General features: G+C 58.5%; 15 protein-coding genes. 9 read left to right on the top strand and 6 right to left on the bottom strand.

From position 1 onward, the window contains the following. Window positions 1-45: 45 nt before the first annotated feature. Both bioD and bioF read right to left on the bottom strand, forming a co-directional pair. Window positions 46-726: a dethiobiotin synthase gene (bioD, locus tag BN1012_RS00145; protein ID WP_043948026.1), complete on the bottom strand. Its 681-nt coding sequence runs from the start codon at window positions 724-726 to the stop codon at window positions 46-48. Then, window positions 723-1,889, bottom strand: a complete 1,167-nt coding sequence (bioF, locus tag BN1012_RS00140) for an 8-amino-7-oxononanoate synthase (RefSeq protein WP_043948025.1) — start codon at window positions 1,887-1,889, stop codon at window positions 723-725. The genes bioD and bioF overlap by 4 nt, the downstream gene beginning before the upstream one ends. A gap of 108 nt (window positions 1,890-1,997) precedes the next feature. Between bioF and BN1012_RS00135 the strand changes: the two genes are divergently transcribed. Both BN1012_RS00135 and BN1012_RS00130 read left to right on the top strand, forming a co-directional pair. Continuing rightward, window positions 1,998-3,308, top strand: a complete 1,311-nt coding sequence (locus tag BN1012_RS00135; RefSeq protein ID WP_043948024.1) for an adenosylmethionine--8-amino-7-oxononanoate transaminase — start codon at window positions 1,998-2,000, stop codon at window positions 3,306-3,308. Window positions 3,309-3,313: 5 nt separating this feature from the next. After that, window positions 3,314-3,958 (top strand): HAD-IA family hydrolase, encoded by a 645-nt coding sequence (locus BN1012_RS00130; RefSeq protein WP_043948023.1) that lies wholly within the window; start codon window positions 3,314-3,316, stop codon window positions 3,956-3,958. A 75-nt stretch (window positions 3,959-4,033) separates the two neighbouring features. On the opposite strand, the gene BN1012_RS00125 is transcribed toward BN1012_RS00130, so the two are convergent. Both BN1012_RS00125 and BN1012_RS00120 read right to left on the bottom strand, forming a co-directional pair. Beyond that, window positions 4,034-4,498, bottom strand: a complete 465-nt coding sequence (locus tag BN1012_RS00125) for a tellurite resistance TerB family protein (protein ID WP_081826121.1) — start codon at window positions 4,496-4,498, stop codon at window positions 4,034-4,036. Window positions 4,499-4,600: 102 nt separating this feature from the next. Continuing rightward, window positions 4,601-6,955, bottom strand: a complete 2,355-nt coding sequence (locus BN1012_RS00120; protein ID WP_043948022.1) for an efflux RND transporter permease subunit — start codon at window positions 6,953-6,955, stop codon at window positions 4,601-4,603. 889 nt (window positions 6,956-7,844) lie between these two features. On the opposite strand from BN1012_RS00120, the gene BN1012_RS00115 reads away from it, so the two are divergent. The 5 genes from BN1012_RS00115 to rfaD all read left to right on the top strand — a co-directional run bounded on the left by BN1012_RS00115 (window position 7,845) and on the right by rfaD (window position 13,233). Then, window positions 7,845-8,969 carry a ferritin-like domain-containing protein gene (locus tag BN1012_RS00115; protein ID WP_043948021.1) on the top strand — a complete coding sequence of 375 codons (1,125 nt, stop codon included), beginning with the start codon at window positions 7,845-7,847 and terminating at the stop codon, window positions 8,967-8,969. 132 nt (window positions 8,970-9,101) lie between these two features. After that, the gene (locus BN1012_RS17275) at window positions 9,102-10,025 is read left to right on the top strand and encodes a phosphotransferase family protein (protein ID WP_081826120.1); all 924 of its coding nucleotides are present in this window, start codon (window positions 9,102-9,104) and stop codon (window positions 10,023-10,025) included. 62 nt (window positions 10,026-10,087) lie between these two features. Then, on the top strand, window positions 10,088-10,585 hold the full coding sequence (locus BN1012_RS00105; RefSeq protein ID WP_043948019.1) for an MmcB family DNA repair protein: 498 nt from the start codon (window positions 10,088-10,090) through the stop codon (window positions 10,583-10,585). A 123-nt stretch (window positions 10,586-10,708) separates the two neighbouring features. Next, window positions 10,709-12,205 (top strand): D-glycero-beta-D-manno-heptose-7-phosphate kinase, encoded by a 1,497-nt coding sequence (rfaE1, locus tag BN1012_RS00100; protein ID WP_043948018.1) that lies wholly within the window; start codon window positions 10,709-10,711, stop codon window positions 12,203-12,205. 41 nt (window positions 12,206-12,246) lie between these two features. Next, window positions 12,247-13,233, top strand: a complete 987-nt coding sequence (gene rfaD / locus BN1012_RS00095) for an ADP-glyceromanno-heptose 6-epimerase (protein ID WP_043948017.1) — start codon at window positions 12,247-12,249, stop codon at window positions 13,231-13,233. On the opposite strand, the gene BN1012_RS00090 is transcribed toward rfaD, so the two are convergent. Next, complete coding sequence (locus BN1012_RS00090; protein ID WP_197538321.1) at window positions 13,230-13,811, bottom strand: ActR/PrrA/RegA family redox response regulator transcription factor; 582 nt, start codon at window positions 13,809-13,811, stop codon at window positions 13,230-13,232. The genes rfaD and BN1012_RS00090 overlap by 4 nt on opposite strands. A gap of 217 nt (window positions 13,812-14,028) precedes the next feature. Further along, window positions 14,029-15,429: an ActS/PrrB/RegB family redox-sensitive histidine kinase gene (locus BN1012_RS00085; RefSeq protein ID WP_081826119.1), complete on the bottom strand. Its 1,401-nt coding sequence runs from the start codon at window positions 15,427-15,429 to the stop codon at window positions 14,029-14,031. 110 nt (window positions 15,430-15,539) lie between these two features. Here BN1012_RS00085 and BN1012_RS00080 point away from each other — a divergent pair, with 110 nt between their 5' ends. Both BN1012_RS00080 and BN1012_RS00075 read left to right on the top strand, forming a co-directional pair. After that, on the top strand, window positions 15,540-16,334 hold the full coding sequence (locus tag BN1012_RS00080) for an ABC transporter ATP-binding protein (protein WP_043948016.1): 795 nt from the start codon (window positions 15,540-15,542) through the stop codon (window positions 16,332-16,334). After that, window positions 16,331-17,173, top strand: a complete 843-nt coding sequence (locus tag BN1012_RS00075) for an ABC transporter permease (protein ID WP_244442918.1) — start codon at window positions 16,331-16,333, stop codon at window positions 17,171-17,173. The genes BN1012_RS00080 and BN1012_RS00075 overlap by 4 nt, the downstream gene beginning before the upstream one ends. Window positions 17,174-17,177 lie beyond the last annotated feature (4 nt).

Below are 17,177 nucleotides of genomic sequence, written 5' to 3'. Positions count from 1 at the left end.
ATGCAGGTCTGCCTTTCTCTTGTCTGGATAGATCAGGAACAGGATTTACCGGGAGATCAGTGCGGCGAGGCGCGAGAACGCGTCCTGGTCGCCCCGCGGCACCGGTACGAGTGGCACGTCACCGATGAACCGCTTGATGGCATCACAGGTTTCGTCCAGCGGAATGCCCGCGCCTTCACTTTCACTGACAACAATAGCAGCCGGTATCAGCCCATGGCTCTGCAGCGCCTCAAGGGCTGTCAGCGTATGGCTGATGGTGCCCAGATAACTGCCGACCACCAAAATCGGCGTGGCGGCAAGGTCAGTCATGAAATCACGCATGGTGTGGGTGTCATCCACAGGAACGAGCACTCCACCTGCGCCTTCAACAATGAGGACCGTGTCATCACTCAATGCGGCACGGGCATCACGGCAATAGGTGATGACGTCGTCATAGGGCACAGCCAGACCTTCTCTGGCTGCGGCCATGTCCGGCGCAAGGGCAGCGGTGTATCGCCAGGGAGATACATGCTCGATGGCGTGTTGTATCGGCTCTTTGTCCAACGCCTGAAGAATAAGCACGGTGTCGCTGCCGCCTTGGGTGGCGTCTGTGAAATCCGTGATCAGGGGTTTGAGGGCCTCAACCTTCCGGCCTGCAGACAAGAGGGCGCGGATCAGCCCAGTGGTGACATATGTCTTGCCAATGTCCGTGCCTGAAGCCGTGACAAAAAAGGTGGAGCTGCTCATGCTGCCGATCGCCTTATAATCCGTTCACGGATAATTTCCGCAAGTCGTGAAATATCCTCGGGGTCGTGCTCCGCCATGAATGTCAGGCGTAGCCGGGCGGTGCCAGCAGGCACGGTTGGCGGACGAATGGCTGTGACCAGATAGCCTTCGTCAAGAAGCATGTGGGACGCACCCAGCGCGTCACGCTCGTCCCCGATGATGACGGGCACAATTGGGCTTTGGGGGGCCGGCAATCCTGCCTCATGGCAGAACTGCGCTGCATTGCTCACGGGCTTTTCGATCAGGTCCGTGTCGCTTTCGATTATCTCAAGGGCGGCAATGGCGGCAGCTGCATTGGCTGGAGGCAGGCCAGTTGAATACACAAACGTGCGGGCCCGGCTCTTGAGGAGGTCAATCACCGGTTGGCTGGCACATACATACCCCCCAAAGCCGCCAACAGCCTTGGAGAGTGTTCCCATTTGCAGCGGGATATCGAGGGGCACATCACCAAAGGCGCGCGCTGACCCATGACCGCCCCCAATGACCCCCAGGCCATGGGCATCATCGGTCATCAGCCACGTCTCGTGCTCATTGGCCAGCGCGACCATCTGAGGCAAGGGCGCAAGGTCACCATCCATGGAGAAGACGCCGTCTGTCACCATCAGGGCGTTGCGGGCAGAGCCGCGGTGGGCCGTCAACAGCTCTTCCAGATGGGCCATGTCGTTGTGCCGAAAGACATGCACCTGCGCGTCTGACATGCGGGCTCCGGACATCAAGCAGGCGTGACTAAGCTCATCAGCAAACACAACGTCGCCCGCGCCCACAAGGCTTGGGATGATCCCGGTATTTGCAAGGTAGCCAGCGCCGAAAACCAAGGCAGCGTCCGTGCCCTTGAGGCGGGCCAGGCGCGTTTCGAGCTGCGCGAACAGGGGATGATTGCCGGTGACAAGGCGAGAGGCGCCCGACCCGACACCGAACTCTTCAACGGCTGCCTGGGCGGCTCTTTTGACGGCGGGGTGCTGGGACAGATTGAGATAGTCGTTACAGCAAAACGAAATCACGTCCCGGTTGCCACGGACTGCGTTTCCAGCAGCCTTGCGGGCAGTGTCGGTCAGCTCGCGGCGTTGTCCACGTGCCGTGAGGTTTTCAAGTTTGGTGCTGGCGAAGTCATTCAGGCTGGGCATAAACCCTCTTGCTTATATGGCTTGTTTTTACGGGATTAGGCTTGTTCCTCAGGTGCGGGCCACTATGCTCTGCCGCCTATTCCCCCTCAAGGACTTCTCGACATACGCATGGCTGATACGCCCGGGACCAATAGCACGCCGCCTGCATGGCTGACCGACGGGTTTGACCATATCTGGTTGCCCTATACGCAGATGCAAGACGCACCCCTGCCTGCACCGATTGCCAGTACGCAGGGATGCAAATTGATTATGGAGGATGGCCGCGAACTCATTGATGGCGTGGCGTCATGGTGGACGGCTGCCCATGGCTATAACCACCCCCATATCCGCGAGGCTGTGACGAAGCAGCTGGAAACGCTTCCCCATGTGATGCTGGGCGGGCTTGCCCACGAGCAGGCCTACACGCTGGCCTCTCGCCTGGCGAAGATGGCGCCGGGCGACCTGTCCCGCGTTTTCTTTTCTGAATCCGGGTCAGTTTCCGTCGAAATCGCCATGAAGATGGCGGTGCAGTACTGGATCAACAAAGGCGCTGTGGGCCGGTCACAGTTTGTGTCTTTCACCGGCGGCTATCATGGCGACACGTTTGCCACCATGTCGGTGTGTGATCCCGAGGAAGGCATGCACTCGCTGTTTGCCGGGCTGCTTGCACAGCAGATCATCACAGACCTGCCGATAGACACTGCTACGCAAGCAGCCTTTGATGACCTGCTTGCCTCACGCACGGATGACATCGCTGCCGTTGTGATGGAGCCGTTGGTTCAGGGCGCCGGCGGGATGATCATGCACGCGCCTGAGACACTGGATTTCATTCGAGCGGCCTGCGACCGCCACGGCGTGCTTTTGATCCTGGACGAGATTTTCACAGGCTTTGGCCGCACCGGGACTCTGTTTGCCTGCGAGCAGGCCGATATCGTGCCGGACATCATGACACTGTCCAAAGCACTGACCGGCGGAACGCTGCCGCTTGCTGCCACGCTCGCACGCACACATGTGTTCGATGCTTTTTTATCCGACAGTGCTGAAACCGCACTGATGCATGGGCCCACTTATATGGGCAACGCCATGGGGTGTGCGGCGGCAAATGCGGCGCTTGATCTGTTTGAACAGGACCCCCCCGGCCCACGCGTTGCGCGCATTGCGCAGCAGCTGGCCGAGGAGCTGGAACCGGCCCGAAAGCTGCCGGGCGTCAGGGACGTCAGGGTCAAGGGGGCGATCGGTGTTATCGAGCTTGAGCCCCATGGTGATAATGACTGGATGAAGGCTGAGTTCATTGCGCGGGGCGTCTGGAACAGGCCTTTCAACAATATTGTCTATACAACGCCGCCGCTGGTGATCTCACCCAGCGACCTGTCGCACATCACCACTGCCATGGTTGAGGTTGTGCGCGACTGGGGCATCAAGAAAAACGAAGAGGGTTAGGGGACATGGTCAAAGCGGTTATTTGGGATTTCGGTGGAGTGTTTACGACAAGCCCTTTTGAAGCATTCGCACGCTTTGAACGCGAGCGCGGCTTGCCCGAGGACCTCATTCGCAAAATCAACTCGACCAATTATCTCGACAATGCCTGGGCGAAGTTCGAACGCTCCGACGTGGACATGGACGAGTTCGACGAGCTGTTTGCGCAGGAAGCAAAGGCTCTGGGCCATGAGGTGCGTGGCAGGGAGATAATTGCTCTCCTGTCTGGCGATGTACGGCCGGAAATGCTGGCGGCGCTGAGAACCATCAAGGCAAAAGGCCTGCGGGTGTCATGCATCACCAACAATGTGTCCGCAGGCGAAGGTGCCGGCATGGCGAGCACCAGCGAGAAGGCCAAGGCTGTTCAGGAAATCATGGATGAGTTCGAGTTCATCATTGAGTCCAGCAAGGCGGGCGTTCGCAAGCCGCATCCGAAGATCTATGAGATGGCTCTGGAGGAGTTGGGCGTTGCGGCCGCTGATGCGGTCTATCTTGATGACCTTGGCATCAACTGCAAGGCGGCCCACCAGGTCGGCATGAAAGCCATCAAGGTATCAGGCGCAGATCAGGCCTTGGCTGACCTTGAAGAAGTCGTCGGGTTCGCGCTTCGTTAGGACGCCTGACCACGCAAACACAAAAAGCCCCGGCAGTACTGCCGGGGCTTTGTTGTTTGTAGCGACCGTGCGCTGCTAGTCGGTGATACCCAGACGGGCCTGCGCATCCTTGCGGGCTTTTTCCAGATCTGCATCGCTACGGCCAAGCTGGCCAGCAACGGTTTTGATCTGATGCACTTCAAAGCGGTGCAGTTCACCATCGGCGTAGGCGACTTCCCACATCATGGAAAGAATATCGATCTGCTCTTCGGTGCTGAAGTTCTTGGCAACAGCATTTGTGAACTGCCAGTTGTCGTAGTTCGACTTCTGACGTTCAGCAGCAATGTCGATCAATGTCTGAGCATCGTCTGCGCTCAGCGAGAACCGCTCACCGACGATGCGTTCCATGGCGGCACGCTCGGTGTCGTCAAAGTCACTGTCGAGACGCGCGCCTTCAACCATGAGGGCCGCTGCGGCGACCTGTTTTACGGAAAACGGGTCGGAAGATTCCCCGCCTGGCGCGGCGCGGTTTTCTAGAAAGGCAACAATTCGATCAAGCATATTTCGCTTCCCCTTGCGAGCGCACCGTTGGTTGGGTGCTTTGGGGGGTGTATCTGCCGATGAGGCAGATACACCCCTTACTCGAGTACTTCGTGTTTCGCGTTAGTGAGCCAAGATGCCAGAAGGCGCTTTGATTGGCGTACGACGCGGGAACACCATGTCCAGAACCACGGCGATGGCTGGCAGCACCGTGATGGCCATAATCATGTTCGTCAGGAACATGAAGGTGAGCAGCAGGCCCATGTCAGCCTGGAACTTCAGCGGTGAGAAGGTCCAGGTGCTCACGCCAACCGCAAGGGTAATGGCGGTGAACACAACGGCCATGCCGGTCTCGAACATTGACTGCTTGAAGCTGTCGGTGATGTCGAGGCCTTCGGACAGGTGGAACTGCAGGCGGTTGTAGATATAGAACGCGTAGTCCACGCCCAGACCCACAGCCAGCACCATCACCGGCAAGGTCGCAACCTTGAGGCCGATTTCCAGTTCTTCCATGAACCAGTAGCCCAGGAAGGTGGCCAGCGTCAGCGGCACACAACAGCAGATCGTTGCACGCCAGTCACGATAGGTGAGGTACACCAGCAGAATGATGGTCGCGTACACGTAGAGCATCATTGGCAGTTCCGAGGTTTCAATTTCCTCGTTTGTCGCTGCCATCACACCCACATTGCCTGAAGCAAGGCGGATATTGACGTCATCACGTGGATTGGCTTCACGCCATGTCTTCACGCCGGCAATCACGTTTTCAATCGTGGTTGCCTTGGAGTCATCTGTGAAGATCTGGAGCGGCAAGGTCGTGCAGTCCACGTCCAGCAGACCGGAGGACGTTGGAACCGGACCCACAGCCTGCACGAGTGCGAACTTGTTACGCGGCAGGGTCTGATATTTCAGGTTGCCTTCGTTCCAGCCCGCAGACGATGCCTTGGCGGCAGTAGGCAGCGAAATCACCGCTGCCACGCCTTCACGGTTCGACATGTACCAGGAGAAACGCGCGAGGTAGTTCATCACGTCGTGATTGATACAAGCTTCGGACGGCGTTTCGTTGATGACGGTCAGCAGGTTGAGGCCAAGTGCGAACTTGTCCACGACGAAACGGCTGTCCTGATTGTACCGCGCATCTTCACGCAGCTCGGGTGCACCGGCGTGAAGGTCACCCACGTGGCGACCAAGGCTCTGCCAGAATGCAACAGCGAACAGAATGACACTTGCAAAGAGAATAACAACAGCAACACGTGGCTCAGCGAGACGGCCCACATGGGTCATCACGCGGATACGGAAATCACGGGCGCGGTTGGCGCGATCGACAAACCTTTCGTCAAAGGTCAGGTAGCTGGCCAGGATCGGCAGCATCACCAGGTTGGTAATGATCTTGAGTGCCACACCGATAGACGCGGTGATGGCCAGCTCCTGGATCATGCCGATCGGAATCAGGATCAGCGTACCAAAGCCCACAAGGTCAGTGATGAGAGCCATGGAGCCTGGAATGAACAAAAGGCGGAAGCTGGCGCGGGCGGCTTCTTCACCGTTGGCACCGGATGTCACTTCCTTGGTTATGAGGTTGATCTGTTGCACCCCGTGACTCACCCCGATGGCAAACACCAGGAAGGGCACAAGGATCGCCAATGGATCCAGACCGAAACCAAGGATATGCAGCACACCGAATTGCCAGATCAGCGATGTCAGTGAACAGAAAAGCGCAAGGAAGGTGAGCGACCATGATTGAGCATACAAATGCACCGATATGGCGGTGAGAATAAACGCGACAATGAAGAAGATGATAACCGTCTGGGCACCATCGGCGATGTCACCAATCAGCTTGGCAAAGCCGATGATATGGACGGTGTAGTTTTCGTCTTCGTATTGCCCTCGTATCTTGTCCTCAAGCTGGTCAGCGAGGTCAAAATAGTCGAGGCGTTCCTGAGTTTGTGGATCAATCTCCAGCAGCTCCGCGACAACCATGGCCGCGGTGGAGTCCTCCGCAACAAGTCGGCCCAGGAAGTTCCCTCGGACCACGTTGTTCTCGATGCGCTCCAGCGCCTCGGGCGTCATGTTGTTGACAGTCACAGTGCCCGGGATCACATCATCGGCGTTGATGCCTTCTTCGGTGATTTCCAGATATCGCGTGTTGGGCGTCCACAGTGATGTCACCGTACGGCGGTCAACACCTGGCAGGTAGAAGAGTTCGTCGGTGACTTCCTTGTAGGTCTTGAAGAAGTCTTCGTTCCAGATCGTGCCGTCGCGCTGAGCAAGGACGATAACAACGCGGTTCGAGCCGAAGAGGCGATCGCGGTATTCCTGGAATGTTTCAATGTATTCGTGGCCCGTTGGCAGCTGCTTTTCAAAGCCCGCATCCATCCGGAGCTGGAAGGCGTAGTAAGCGCAATAGATCGTAATCAGTGCGAACAGCCCAAGAATGAGCGGCTTGGCGCCGAACAGAATGTTTTCCAGCAGCTTGATCATGTTAGTTCCGTTTCACTCCACGCTGCGCAACGCTTGACCGATTGGCCGGTAACGCCGTTACGCACTCAAACCCAATTTGTGATTACCGGGAGTGTACAGGCCGCCCGTGTGCTGCGCTTTCAGGCCAACCCATAACAGGTGGCCGGCCGCGCGAACGGCAAAACATCCCCGGCTGAAACCTAAAACCCTCGCGAAACACCGCGCGGGCCTCAAAGCCTCAGTCATCCATCACACCAATGTCAGGGGTCTTCAGTGCAGGTCACGTTTCGCGACTTAGCGTATCTGGTTTTCCAGATACATCGCCCCCCGGTGACCAGCGGCACACAGATCAACAGACCTGGATGCACCCCTCCCCAATGGTTTCTCCATATTCGTCCGGCGTTAATCGCCAGTTCTTTGCGTTCGGCTTTGATCGCCGACTTCTGTTCTAGACGAAGCCACTGTGCCTGTTGTCGCACATTTCGCAACTCCAACGTTCCCGATAGCACGGGAAAGGCATCGTTGGTACAAAAACATGAAAGAAACATCAGCAAATTTGCGGCATCAACGCCACTAGGAAGATACGTGTTACGCCCGACTTCCGCCCAACATAGTTAATCACTACCTTCCACAGCCGGAACGCGTGGTGCCCTGCTGGTCGTTGAGCTTGCCGTGCACCCGATCAGGAAAATGACGCCGGTGTCACTTTTTCCTTGCGGCAGGCAGGTCGTCCACCTACCTTTTTGTAAGTAATTGGAATTGCGCGCTGATACGCGCATCCCGGTTGCAGGTGCCGCCAACGCTCGGGCTAGAGCAAACCGGCATACGACATTTGCTTTTGGAGCTGTTTTGACCTGGGCCCTGCTTGTGAGGGGGTCTTTTCAGGTTTCTTGGAGGAGACAACTCACCAATGACCACGCGCCAGATTACCCATGACGCCGCTTACGATGCAGTGGCACCCGATGATTTCGCTGCGATGATTGAAGTGGACCGCTACGGCGCCCGCTCAACCGCATTCGACAAGATCATTTCCGCGACCCATGACCACTTCTGGGATCCGCTGGACACCAAATACATCGATTTCTCCGAGCCTTTCGACATGGAGAATGAAGCCATCATGCCGGAAGACATGGTGCCGGAACTGCAGCTGCCCTGTTTCAAGGACATGCCGCAGAAAGAGCGCATCCGCTTCGTCAATGAAAGCGCGCGCTGGAATCTCTCCGCCATTCTGCACGGTGAAGCCGGAGCGCTTGGCCTGTCTGCCTCGCTCTGCCACATTCTGCGGGATCCGGGTGCGCAGGAATACGCTGCCAACCAGACCCGCGAAGAAGCCCGACACGTCACAGGCTTTGCAGCCTACGTAAAGGCGCGCTGGGGCACGCCGCTGCCGTGCGGTGAAACGCTGAAGAACCTTCTGACTGACATCGTGAATGCACCGGAAGTGTACAAGAAGGTCGTCGGCATGCAGATGCTGGTGGAAGGCCTCGCCATGGGCGCCTTTGCCATGCTCTATACCAACGCCAAAGACCCGCTTCTCGTCCGTCTGACTCAGCTGGTCATGACCGACGAAGCGTTCCACCACAAGTTCGGCAAAATCTGGGCCGACCGTACGGTCCCCAATCTGTCTCAGGAAGAACAGCACCTGATTGAAGACTGGGCTGCTGAGTGCTTCCAGACTCTTCTGTTCAACCTTGTGAACCCGGAACAGAAGAAAGTCATCTATGAAAGCTTTGGTCTCGACTGGCAGCAGGTTCAGGCAGAGATGCTCGAGGCCTTCACCGACGAAGATCGCAAGGAGCGCATGAAGTCAGGCACAGACATCTTCCGTGTACTGATCAAGACACTCCTCAAGGCCGGCATAATTACCGACCGCACCAAGTCTTTCTATGCCACTTACGTGGACATGGATGAGCTGAAGTCCGAGGGCGATCACATGATCGGTGACGACATTGCCGAAGAAGGCATCAAGTACCTTCAGACGATCAACTTTGGTACCCGGACAGACGCTCTGCAGCAGGTTTCCGCTGCTGAGTAAAACGACCCAGACCTAAGCGTCGAGCATTTGAAGCGGCCCGCTGTTGTTCAGCGGGCCGCTTTTCTTTTGCGCACCAGCATCCTTTGCCTGCGGCTCTTTGCGTGACGCGGAGGCTGCCCATAGGGTGGTGACATGCCTCGCACGCACCCACACCCAACAGACCATGCAATCCATGCGGCCTTGCATGGCTTAGGACTGCCGCCCCCTCCCTGGACCCCTCTTGGATCAGGCGTATGGGGCGATGTCTTTGATCTTCATGATGGCAGTGTGTTGAAGCTCGTATGCCACCGCGGCGGCATCGGGTCAGGACTGCAGATTCTTGATGGCGAGACAGCCGCGTTACAGGCAGTAGCCGGTCTGCAGCCACCGATTACAGCGGCCCTCTTCATCGCTGGCGCCAAAATAAATCCGACTACGGATGGTATGGGTGACTATTGCGGCTGGATACGAATGTCGAAACTCCCCGGCAGAGCAGCCATGAACATTCTGGCCGGACCGATTGATTCCGCCCAAAAGGTGGCCATCATGCGGCGCCTTGGCGAGACAGCCGCCCTACTTCACACGCAAACCCGAAATCTGCCTGCCGGACAGGGGCCCATGCCGCCGGTTTCCCAGGACCGGTTGCTGCAGATCGCGGACATCGTGCCGGACATGCGCTCTGCGTGTCTGGAGGTCGCGGCTATTCTGGCCGACGGCCCGCAGCATCCCTTCCTCCATGGCGACATCAATGGAGGGAATGTTCTGTTTGCTGATGAGCAAGAGTTCGCCCACAGCAATGCCGGCCTGGTCGACTGGGGCGAGGCGCAGTCGGGGCCTGTGGAAATCGAGCTGCGCCACATGAATGACATTGGCGGCCCGGCAGACGCCATGATCGAAGGCTATGAGTCGGTCAGCGACACCTCTTTGGACCCAACACGACTAAACGCTGCCTTGTCCATGAATGCACTGGGCACGTTGGCCATCGCCACACTTGGTACCGTGGAGGGGCTCGACCCGTCTGAGGCCCTCCACGTCGCTCTTTCTCGTCTTGCAGCCACCCATCGCACTGGCAGTTGACAGCCACACGCCCCGCGCTGAATGGACTTGTTTTGTTCTCACGCTGCCACTAGCGTTCCGGCATGAGCACGCAAGGCCACGAGCAACGCGAACGCTGGCGGGATCTGTCGCTGCCGGAGGACGGTCGGCAGTCCGCCCGGGCGCTTGATGTGCAGCGGGGGGTGTGCCGCCATCTGATGGGGCTGGGCTTGGCACCGCTCACGGAATTCACTCTGGCAACCGGCCGCCGCGCCGATGTGATTGCGCTGGGGTCGGCGGGGGAAATTCTGATCATCGAGATCAAGACCAGCCTCGCTGACCTGCGCGCGGACAACAAATGGCCGGAGTATCACGACTTTTGCGACCGGCTCTTCTTCGCCGTCCCTGAAGACTTTCCCATGAGCGAACTGCCGTCAGAAACCGGGCTTTTGATTGCAGACCGGTATGGAGCAGAAATGCTGCGGGACGCACCGCTGGACAAGATTGCTGCAGCGCGCCGCAAGGCAGTGACGCTGCGCATCGCGCGGGCGGGCTCACTCCGGCTATCGCGCCTTGCTGATCCCGACGCAGGGCTTGGCTAAACCGGTCTTTTGCCTCATTAACTGCAAGACATAGCTTGGCCTTTCGGGCGGGCTTTGTGACCCCTATGATCGCGACTCATATTGACCCGTTAGAGCCCGCTGCGGGCAGACCCTAAGGCACCGATGACTGTTTCATCTACCGATCCTGTACTGGATGTTCCCGCCGAGCTGGACGTCATTGGCCGATTCAGTGAAGCGCGCGTGGTCTGCCTCGGTGACATCATGCTGGACCGGTATGTCTATGGGAGCGTTGACCGCATCTCTCCTGAGGCACCCATCCCGGTGATTGCCGTGGAACGCGAAGCAGCCATGCTGGGTGGCGTTGGCAATGTGGCGCGCAATGTGGCGGCGCTGGGCGGCGCTGCCAGCCTGCTTGCAACCATTGGTGACGACGAACCTGGCCGCGAAGTCGTTCGCCTGATCTCACAAGAAGACCGCATTGACCCGGATCTGATTACCGACATGGGCCGCGCAACCACCGTCAAGACGCGCTTCATCGCCGGATCGCAGCAGCTGTTGCGGGCGGATCAGGAAGTGGCGCTGCCGCTTTCAAAGGAATCCGTCGATGGCATTGTTGAGGCGGCGCGCGCTGAGATGGAAGGCGCCGGTGCCATCGTCCTGTCGGACTATGCCAAGGGGTGCCTGTCCGACAATGTGCTGCAGGCCATTATTGGGGCGGCGCGGGCCATGGGCCTGCCGGTCATCGTAGATCCCAAGTCTACAGACTTCTCGCGTTATAGCGGCGCGACGCTTATCAAGCCCAACCTGAAAGAACTCGCGCTGGCCACCGGCATGCCGTGTGAAACCGATGCAGAGGTCATGGATGCGGCGCATGAAGCCCTCCAGCATGCAAATGCCGACGCCATTCTGGTTACCCGGTCGCAGGCGGGCATGACGCTGGTCACCCGGGGCAAGGATGGCCTGGAGGCTGCTCACTTCCCGGCGCAGGCATTGGAAGTGTTTGATGTCTCAGGTGCCGGCGACACGGTGCTTGCCACCCTTGGGCTGGCAATCGCGTCCGGTGCGGATCTTGTTCAGGCCGCGTCCATCGCCAACGCCACTGCGGGACTTGTGGTGGCCAAGGTCGGGACGGCGGTTGTTTATCCCAACGAACTTACACGCGCCCTGCATACAGCCGACGTCACCAAGGCTGACCAGAAAGTCTGCTCGGTGTCGGAAGCATCAGACGTCACAGCCCGGTGGCGCGCCCAGGGTCAGAGCATCGGCTTTACCAATGGGTGCTTTGACCTGATCCACCCCGGGCATCTGTCACTGCTGCGCCAGGCGCGCGCGGAGTGCGACCGGCTGGTTGTCGGCCTCAACTCCGACAGCTCGGTCAAAGCCCTCAAGGGAGAGACACGTCCGCTTCAGGGCGAGATGGCGCGGGCACTGGTGCTGGCCTCTCTCGAGGATGTGGACATGGTGATCATCTTCTCCGACGAGACACCTGTGGAACTTATCAAGGCGTTGAAGCCTGATGTTCTGGTCAAAGGTGCCGACTACACGGTGGAAACTGTTGTGGGCGCAGACATTGTTCAGGCGGCCGGTGGACGCGTCGTCCTCGCAGAACTCGTGCCTGATGAAAGTACCACCCGAACCATTGAACGGCTGAAAGCTTAGATGCGCGCCTTGATGACACTCACCCCAGGATCGACACACCCATGATTGTTGTTACCGGCGGCGCGGGATTTATCGGCTCTAACATTCTGGCACAATTGTCCGAAGACGGACGAACCGGGCTTGTGGTTTGCGACTGGCTGGAAGATGGCGACAAGTGGCGCAACATTGCCAACTGCGAACTCGAAGACGTGATTGCGCCTGAGGCACTGTTCGACTTCCTGCACAAGAATGCAGGCCAGATCGACGCAGTCATTCATATGGGTGCCATTTCATCCACGACAGAAACAGATGTTGATCTGATCGTGCGCTCCAATATCCGGCTGACCAATGATCTATGGTACTGGGCGGCTGCCACGGGCACGCGGCTTATCTATGCGTCGTCAGCTGCCACTTATGGTGATGGAGACGCAGGCTTTGATGATGACATGGGCCTTGATGCGCTGGCGCAGCTCAAGCCGCTCAACGCCTATGGCTGGTCCAAGCACTTGGTGGATCGGCGGATTGCCCGGCATCTGTCAGCGGGCGGTGCCAAACCACCGCAATGGGTTGGCCTCAAATTCTTCAACGTCTATGGGCCCAACGAATATCACAAGGGTGGGCAGAAGAGCGTCGTTGCGCACATTCATCCAGATGCACGCAGTGGCGGCCCGGTCAGATTGTTCAAGTCGCACAATCCCAACTACGAGGATGGCGGGCAGCTGCGCGACTTTGTGTATGTCAAAGATTGTGCGCGCGTGGTGTCGTGGCTACTTGAAACACCGTCCGTCAGCGGATTGTTCAATCTGGGGACCGGGGAAGCGCGCAGTTTCAAAGACCTTGCGAATGCGACATTCACCGCGCTCAACCGGCAGGCCAACATCGAGTATGTGGATACGCCGGAACAGATCCGTGACAAGTATCAGTACTTCACGCAGGCTCAGATGGACCGCTTGCGGCAGGCTGGATACACGCAGCCGTTCACGTCACTGGAAGACGGTGTGGCGGATTATGTCCGCACCTATCTCGAGGCAGACGACTCGTACCGCTAGCGCGGGGAGCGCTTGGCCAGAATGCGCTGGAGTGTCCGCCGGTGCATGTTGAGACGGCGCGCGGTCTCGGACACATTGCGACCGCACAGTTCATAGACGCGCTGAATGTGTTCCCAGCGAACCCGATCCGCTGACATGGGATTTTCCGGTGGCTCGGGCAGGGCGTCCGGCCGCGCCAGAAGGGCGGCCTCCACATCATCCGCATCGGCAGGCTTGGCGAGATAATCAACAGCACCGAGTTTTACAGCTGCCACCGCAGTTGTGATGTTGCCGTAGCCTGTCAGCATGACCGCACGGGCGTCTTCACGGGCTCCATGCAGGGCCTGGACAACATCAAGTCCGGTGCCGTCCTCCAGTCGCAGATCAACCACAGCGAATGCCGGTGCCGCGCGACGCACTTCTGCCAGACCTTCACCCACACTGGATGCCGTGCGCACTTCGAACCCGCGCCGTTCCATTGCCCGCCCGAGACGGTTGAGGAAGGGCTGGTCGTCGTCCACCAGCAGCAGTGATTTGTCTTCCAGGGAATCCACACGAGAGGTGTCGCGGGGAAGATCTGTTGAGTCCTGCATGGTCATGTGAGGAGCCACCTTTTTGGGTTGGCGCGCGAGTTTTGCCCACGCTTTTTCTTGCCTTCTTTATATGGCGGAAATCCACTCCAAATCAACGTACTTTCGCAACACGCTTTTGCGGTATTCCCTTGTTTTTCAATGGTTTATTGGGTTTACCTTCGGGTGGGCCAAAAGCGCGCACTTTGGGAATTCCGGCATGGCTCCCATGCATTTTTTCACGGCCTTAAGCGCGCGGCTCCACCACACGGCGGGGCCAGATGAGACGGATAATGGCCCCCGTCTGACCGCGGGTTGCATTGGCCGCCACCAAACGGGCACCGGTCCGCTCGATCAGTGTTTTGGCGATGAAGAAGCCCAGACCCATACCGCCGCCATCAATGTCTGCGCCAGGGGATTTGCTGCCGGGGACGGTTCGGCGCGTCGACACATAGGGTTCGCCCAACTGATCAATCACATTGGCTGAAAAGCCAGGTCCATCGTCGCTGATGGATATCTCGACTGTGTCTGCCGACCATTTTGCTGCCACCACGACTTTGGTACGGGAGAACGCAACTGCGTTTTCAATCAGGTTGCGCAGGGCATACATGATTTCCGTTTGGCGAACGAAGTCCGGTGGCTCGCCAGCACTGGCTTCGCTGTCGGGTGACAGCTCAATGGCAATCTCGCGGCCCCGGTCACGGAACGGGTCGGCTGCTTCATCCAGCAATACGGCCAGGGACATGCGGGAATGGACAACGTCGCCTGCCTGCCCCCGCAGGCTGAGATTGCCTAGGATGTCGCGACACCGTTCTGCCTGACTGTGCAGGAGCTCCAGATCTTCCACGAGTGCCGGGTCCAGCGAGCTGCCGGCTTCCTGCTTCAGTTCCTTGGTGACCAGAGAAATTGTGGCGAGCGGCGTGCCCAACTCATGAGCAGCGGCGGCGGCGAGACCATCGAGCGCCGACAGACGCTGCTCGCGGGCAAGCACCAGCTGGGTTGCTGACAACGCAGCCGACATGCGCCGCCCTTCGCGCGCCACCCGAAAGGCATAAGCGGTCATGAAGGCCAGGCCCAGCACGAGTGCGACCCACATGCCCAGCAGCCACAAGGGCGGCAACCGAACTTCCTCGCCAGCAAACCATGGCAATGGCAGGTGGTACGGCCCGAGAAATGTCACCAGTGCAAATGCCAGCGCTGCCAGGGCAATGGTGGCGCGCAGCGACAATGTCGTTGCTGAAATGGTCACGGGAACGAGGAACAGAAACGCGAACGGATTTTCGAGGCCGCCCGTCAGATAGAGCAGAACACCCAGCTGGAGAATGTCATAGGCCAGATAGGCTGCGGCCTCGCGCTCCCCAAGACGCCGCGGGGCGGGATAGCGGACTGTCAGAATAACGTTCAGCCAGGCCGAGGCTGCAATGGCACCCAGGCACCACTCGAGGGGCAGCTCAAAGTCCATGATGAAGGCTGTAAACACGACGGCGGTGGCCTGTCCCCCGACGGCAAGCCAGCGCAGCAGGATCAAAGTCTGGAGCCGCAGACGTCCCGCCTCAAAAATATCCGAGACAGCACGGGTCAAGGTCGCGCCCTGTCCCGGGTCTGCAGGATTGAGAATGGTGTCAACTGGCTGAGTGTTATCGGTCATGTGGATGTGCCGTAGGTATATCCCGTAAAGGTCACTATGTTCTGACGCAAGCTGGCCGGAATACTATATCGACCCTTCTATAGACCACTCCGGCCTCAAAGGAGCGCACAATGTCGCCGCATGGTACGTCAGAGACAGCTGCACCGGCTCTGGAAGTGGTTGATCTCGCCAAGACATACGGCACTGTCACTGCTGTGGACGGCATCAGTTTCCGCGTTGCGCGCGGAAGCACCATGGCGTTGCTTGGTGGCAACGGGGCCGGCAAGACGACGACCATTGCCATGGTTCTGGGTCTGGTGACGCCAACCAGGGGGGCCCTGCGCGGGCTGGGATTTGACCTGCTGCGCGACAGGCGTCAGGCAAACGCGCTGATGAATTTTGAAAGCCCCTATGTGGACATGCCCATGCGGTTGACCGTGCGTGAAAACCTAACCGTCTATGCGCGCCTTTACGGGCTCAATCATGTGCGTGACCGGGTGTTGGCGATTGCGGATGACCTGGCACTGACGGAATTTCTGGACCGGCCGTCCGGCAAATTATCCGCCGGTCAAAAAACACGTGTCGGCCTTGCAAAGGCGTTGATCAATGAGCCTGAGCTGTTGCTGCTGGATGAACCCACAGCATCGCTTGATCCTGATACAGCGGACTGGGTGCGCAGCTATTTTGAAACCTACAAGGCGCGCACCGGCGCAACCATACTTCTGGCGTCGCACAATATGGGTGAAGTGGAACGGCTGGCGGACAATGTGCTGATGATGACTCAGGGGCGCATTGTTGACCGTGGCACACCGGCAGATCTTCTGGCCCGTTATGGACGCACCAACATGGAAGACGTGTTTCTGGATGTGGCGCGTGGCACCGGCATTCGCGCGGAAGATGCCTTTATGGAGGGGGCACCCTCATGAGCAAGCGCATGGAGTCTCTTCCCGCCATCGAACGCCACAACCCGGCGTTCTCGTTCAACCGGATCAGCGCCATGGTGTTGCGCTACTGGTATCTGCTCAAGGGGTCGTGGCCACGCATACTGGAACTTGGCTACTGGCCGTCCATGAACCTCGTGATGTGGGGCTTTCTGCAAACCTTCCTTGCCCAGACGACCGATGTGTTTGCCATGGCAGGGGACGTGCTGGTGGGATCCGTCCTGCTTTGGGAGCTGATGTTTCGCGGGCAGCTTGGCTTCACGATCTCCTTCTTTGAAGAAATGTGGAGCCGTAATTTCGGACATCTGATGGTGTCGCCATTGCGGCCGGTGGAGTTTGTGGCAGCGCTGGTTGGCATGAGCATTATCCGCACGATCATCGGCATGGCTCCTGCCCTGCTCATTGCGGTCTGGTTCTTCGGGTTCAATCTGTTTGAACTTGGCATCGCGCTGGTTGCGTTCTTTGCAAACCTGGTCGTGTTCGGGTGGGCGATCGCGCTGGTTGTGACCGGCATCATCCTGCGCAATGGCATGGGGGCGGAAAGCCTTGCCTGGGCTGTGCCGTTTATCTTCGTGCCCCTGTGCGGCATCTACTATCCGGTGAGCGTCATGCCGGGATGGCTGGAGGCCATCGCGCTTTGCCTGCCGCCGACCTATGTATTTGAGGGTATGCGGAGCATTTTGTTTGACCAGGTGATTGACTGGCAGCGCCTGGCTTTTGCAGCCGTGCTCAATGTCGGTTTCTTTGCAGGCGGCTACATCATCTTCATGGCGTTTCTGCGCTCCGCGAAAGAACGCGGCATGCTGCTCTCGATTGGCGAGTAGCGCG

The organism is Candidatus Phaeomarinobacter ectocarpi (assembly GCF_000689395.1).
Taxonomy (GTDB): domain Bacteria; phylum Pseudomonadota; class Alphaproteobacteria; order CGMCC-115125; family CGMCC-115125; genus Pyruvatibacter; species Pyruvatibacter ectocarpi.
This window is presented reverse-complemented; position numbering and strand designations above follow the sequence as displayed.

Bases quoted from the DNA above. Each gene is read 5' to 3' on its own strand.
- bioD (WP_043948026.1), bottom strand. From the start codon at position 726: ATGAGCAGCTCCACCTTTTTTGTCACGGCTTCAGGCACGGACATTGGC.
- bioF (WP_043948025.1), bottom strand. From the start codon at position 1,889: ATGCCCAGCCTGAATGACTTCGCCAGCACCAAACTTGAAAACCTCACG.
- BN1012_RS00135 (WP_043948024.1), top strand. From the start codon at position 1,998: ATGGCTGATACGCCCGGGACCAATAGCACGCCGCCTGCATGGCTGACC.
- BN1012_RS00130 (WP_043948023.1), top strand. From the start codon at position 3,314: ATGGTCAAAGCGGTTATTTGGGATTTCGGTGGAGTGTTTACGACAAGC.
- BN1012_RS00125 (WP_081826121.1), bottom strand. From the start codon at position 4,498: ATGCTTGATCGAATTGTTGCCTTTCTAGAAAACCGCGCCGCGCCAGGC.
- BN1012_RS00120 (WP_043948022.1), bottom strand. From the start codon at position 6,955: ATGATCAAGCTGCTGGAAAACATTCTGTTCGGCGCCAAGCCGCTCATT.
- BN1012_RS00115 (WP_043948021.1), top strand. From the start codon at position 7,845: ATGACCACGCGCCAGATTACCCATGACGCCGCTTACGATGCAGTGGCA.
- BN1012_RS17275 (WP_081826120.1), top strand. From the start codon at position 9,102: ATGCCTCGCACGCACCCACACCCAACAGACCATGCAATCCATGCGGCC.
- BN1012_RS00105 (WP_043948019.1), top strand. From the start codon at position 10,088: ATGAGCACGCAAGGCCACGAGCAACGCGAACGCTGGCGGGATCTGTCG.
- rfaE1 (WP_043948018.1), top strand. From the start codon at position 10,709: ATGACTGTTTCATCTACCGATCCTGTACTGGATGTTCCCGCCGAGCTG.
- rfaD (WP_043948017.1), top strand. From the start codon at position 12,247: ATGATTGTTGTTACCGGCGGCGCGGGATTTATCGGCTCTAACATTCTG.
- BN1012_RS00090 (WP_197538321.1), bottom strand. From the start codon at position 13,811: ATGACCATGCAGGACTCAACAGATCTTCCCCGCGACACCTCTCGTGTG.
- BN1012_RS00085 (WP_081826119.1), bottom strand. From the start codon at position 15,429: ATGACCGATAACACTCAGCCAGTTGACACCATTCTCAATCCTGCAGAC.
- BN1012_RS00080 (WP_043948016.1), top strand. From the start codon at position 15,540: ATGTCGCCGCATGGTACGTCAGAGACAGCTGCACCGGCTCTGGAAGTG.
- BN1012_RS00075 (WP_244442918.1), top strand. From the start codon at position 16,331: ATGAGCAAGCGCATGGAGTCTCTTCCCGCCATCGAACGCCACAACCCG.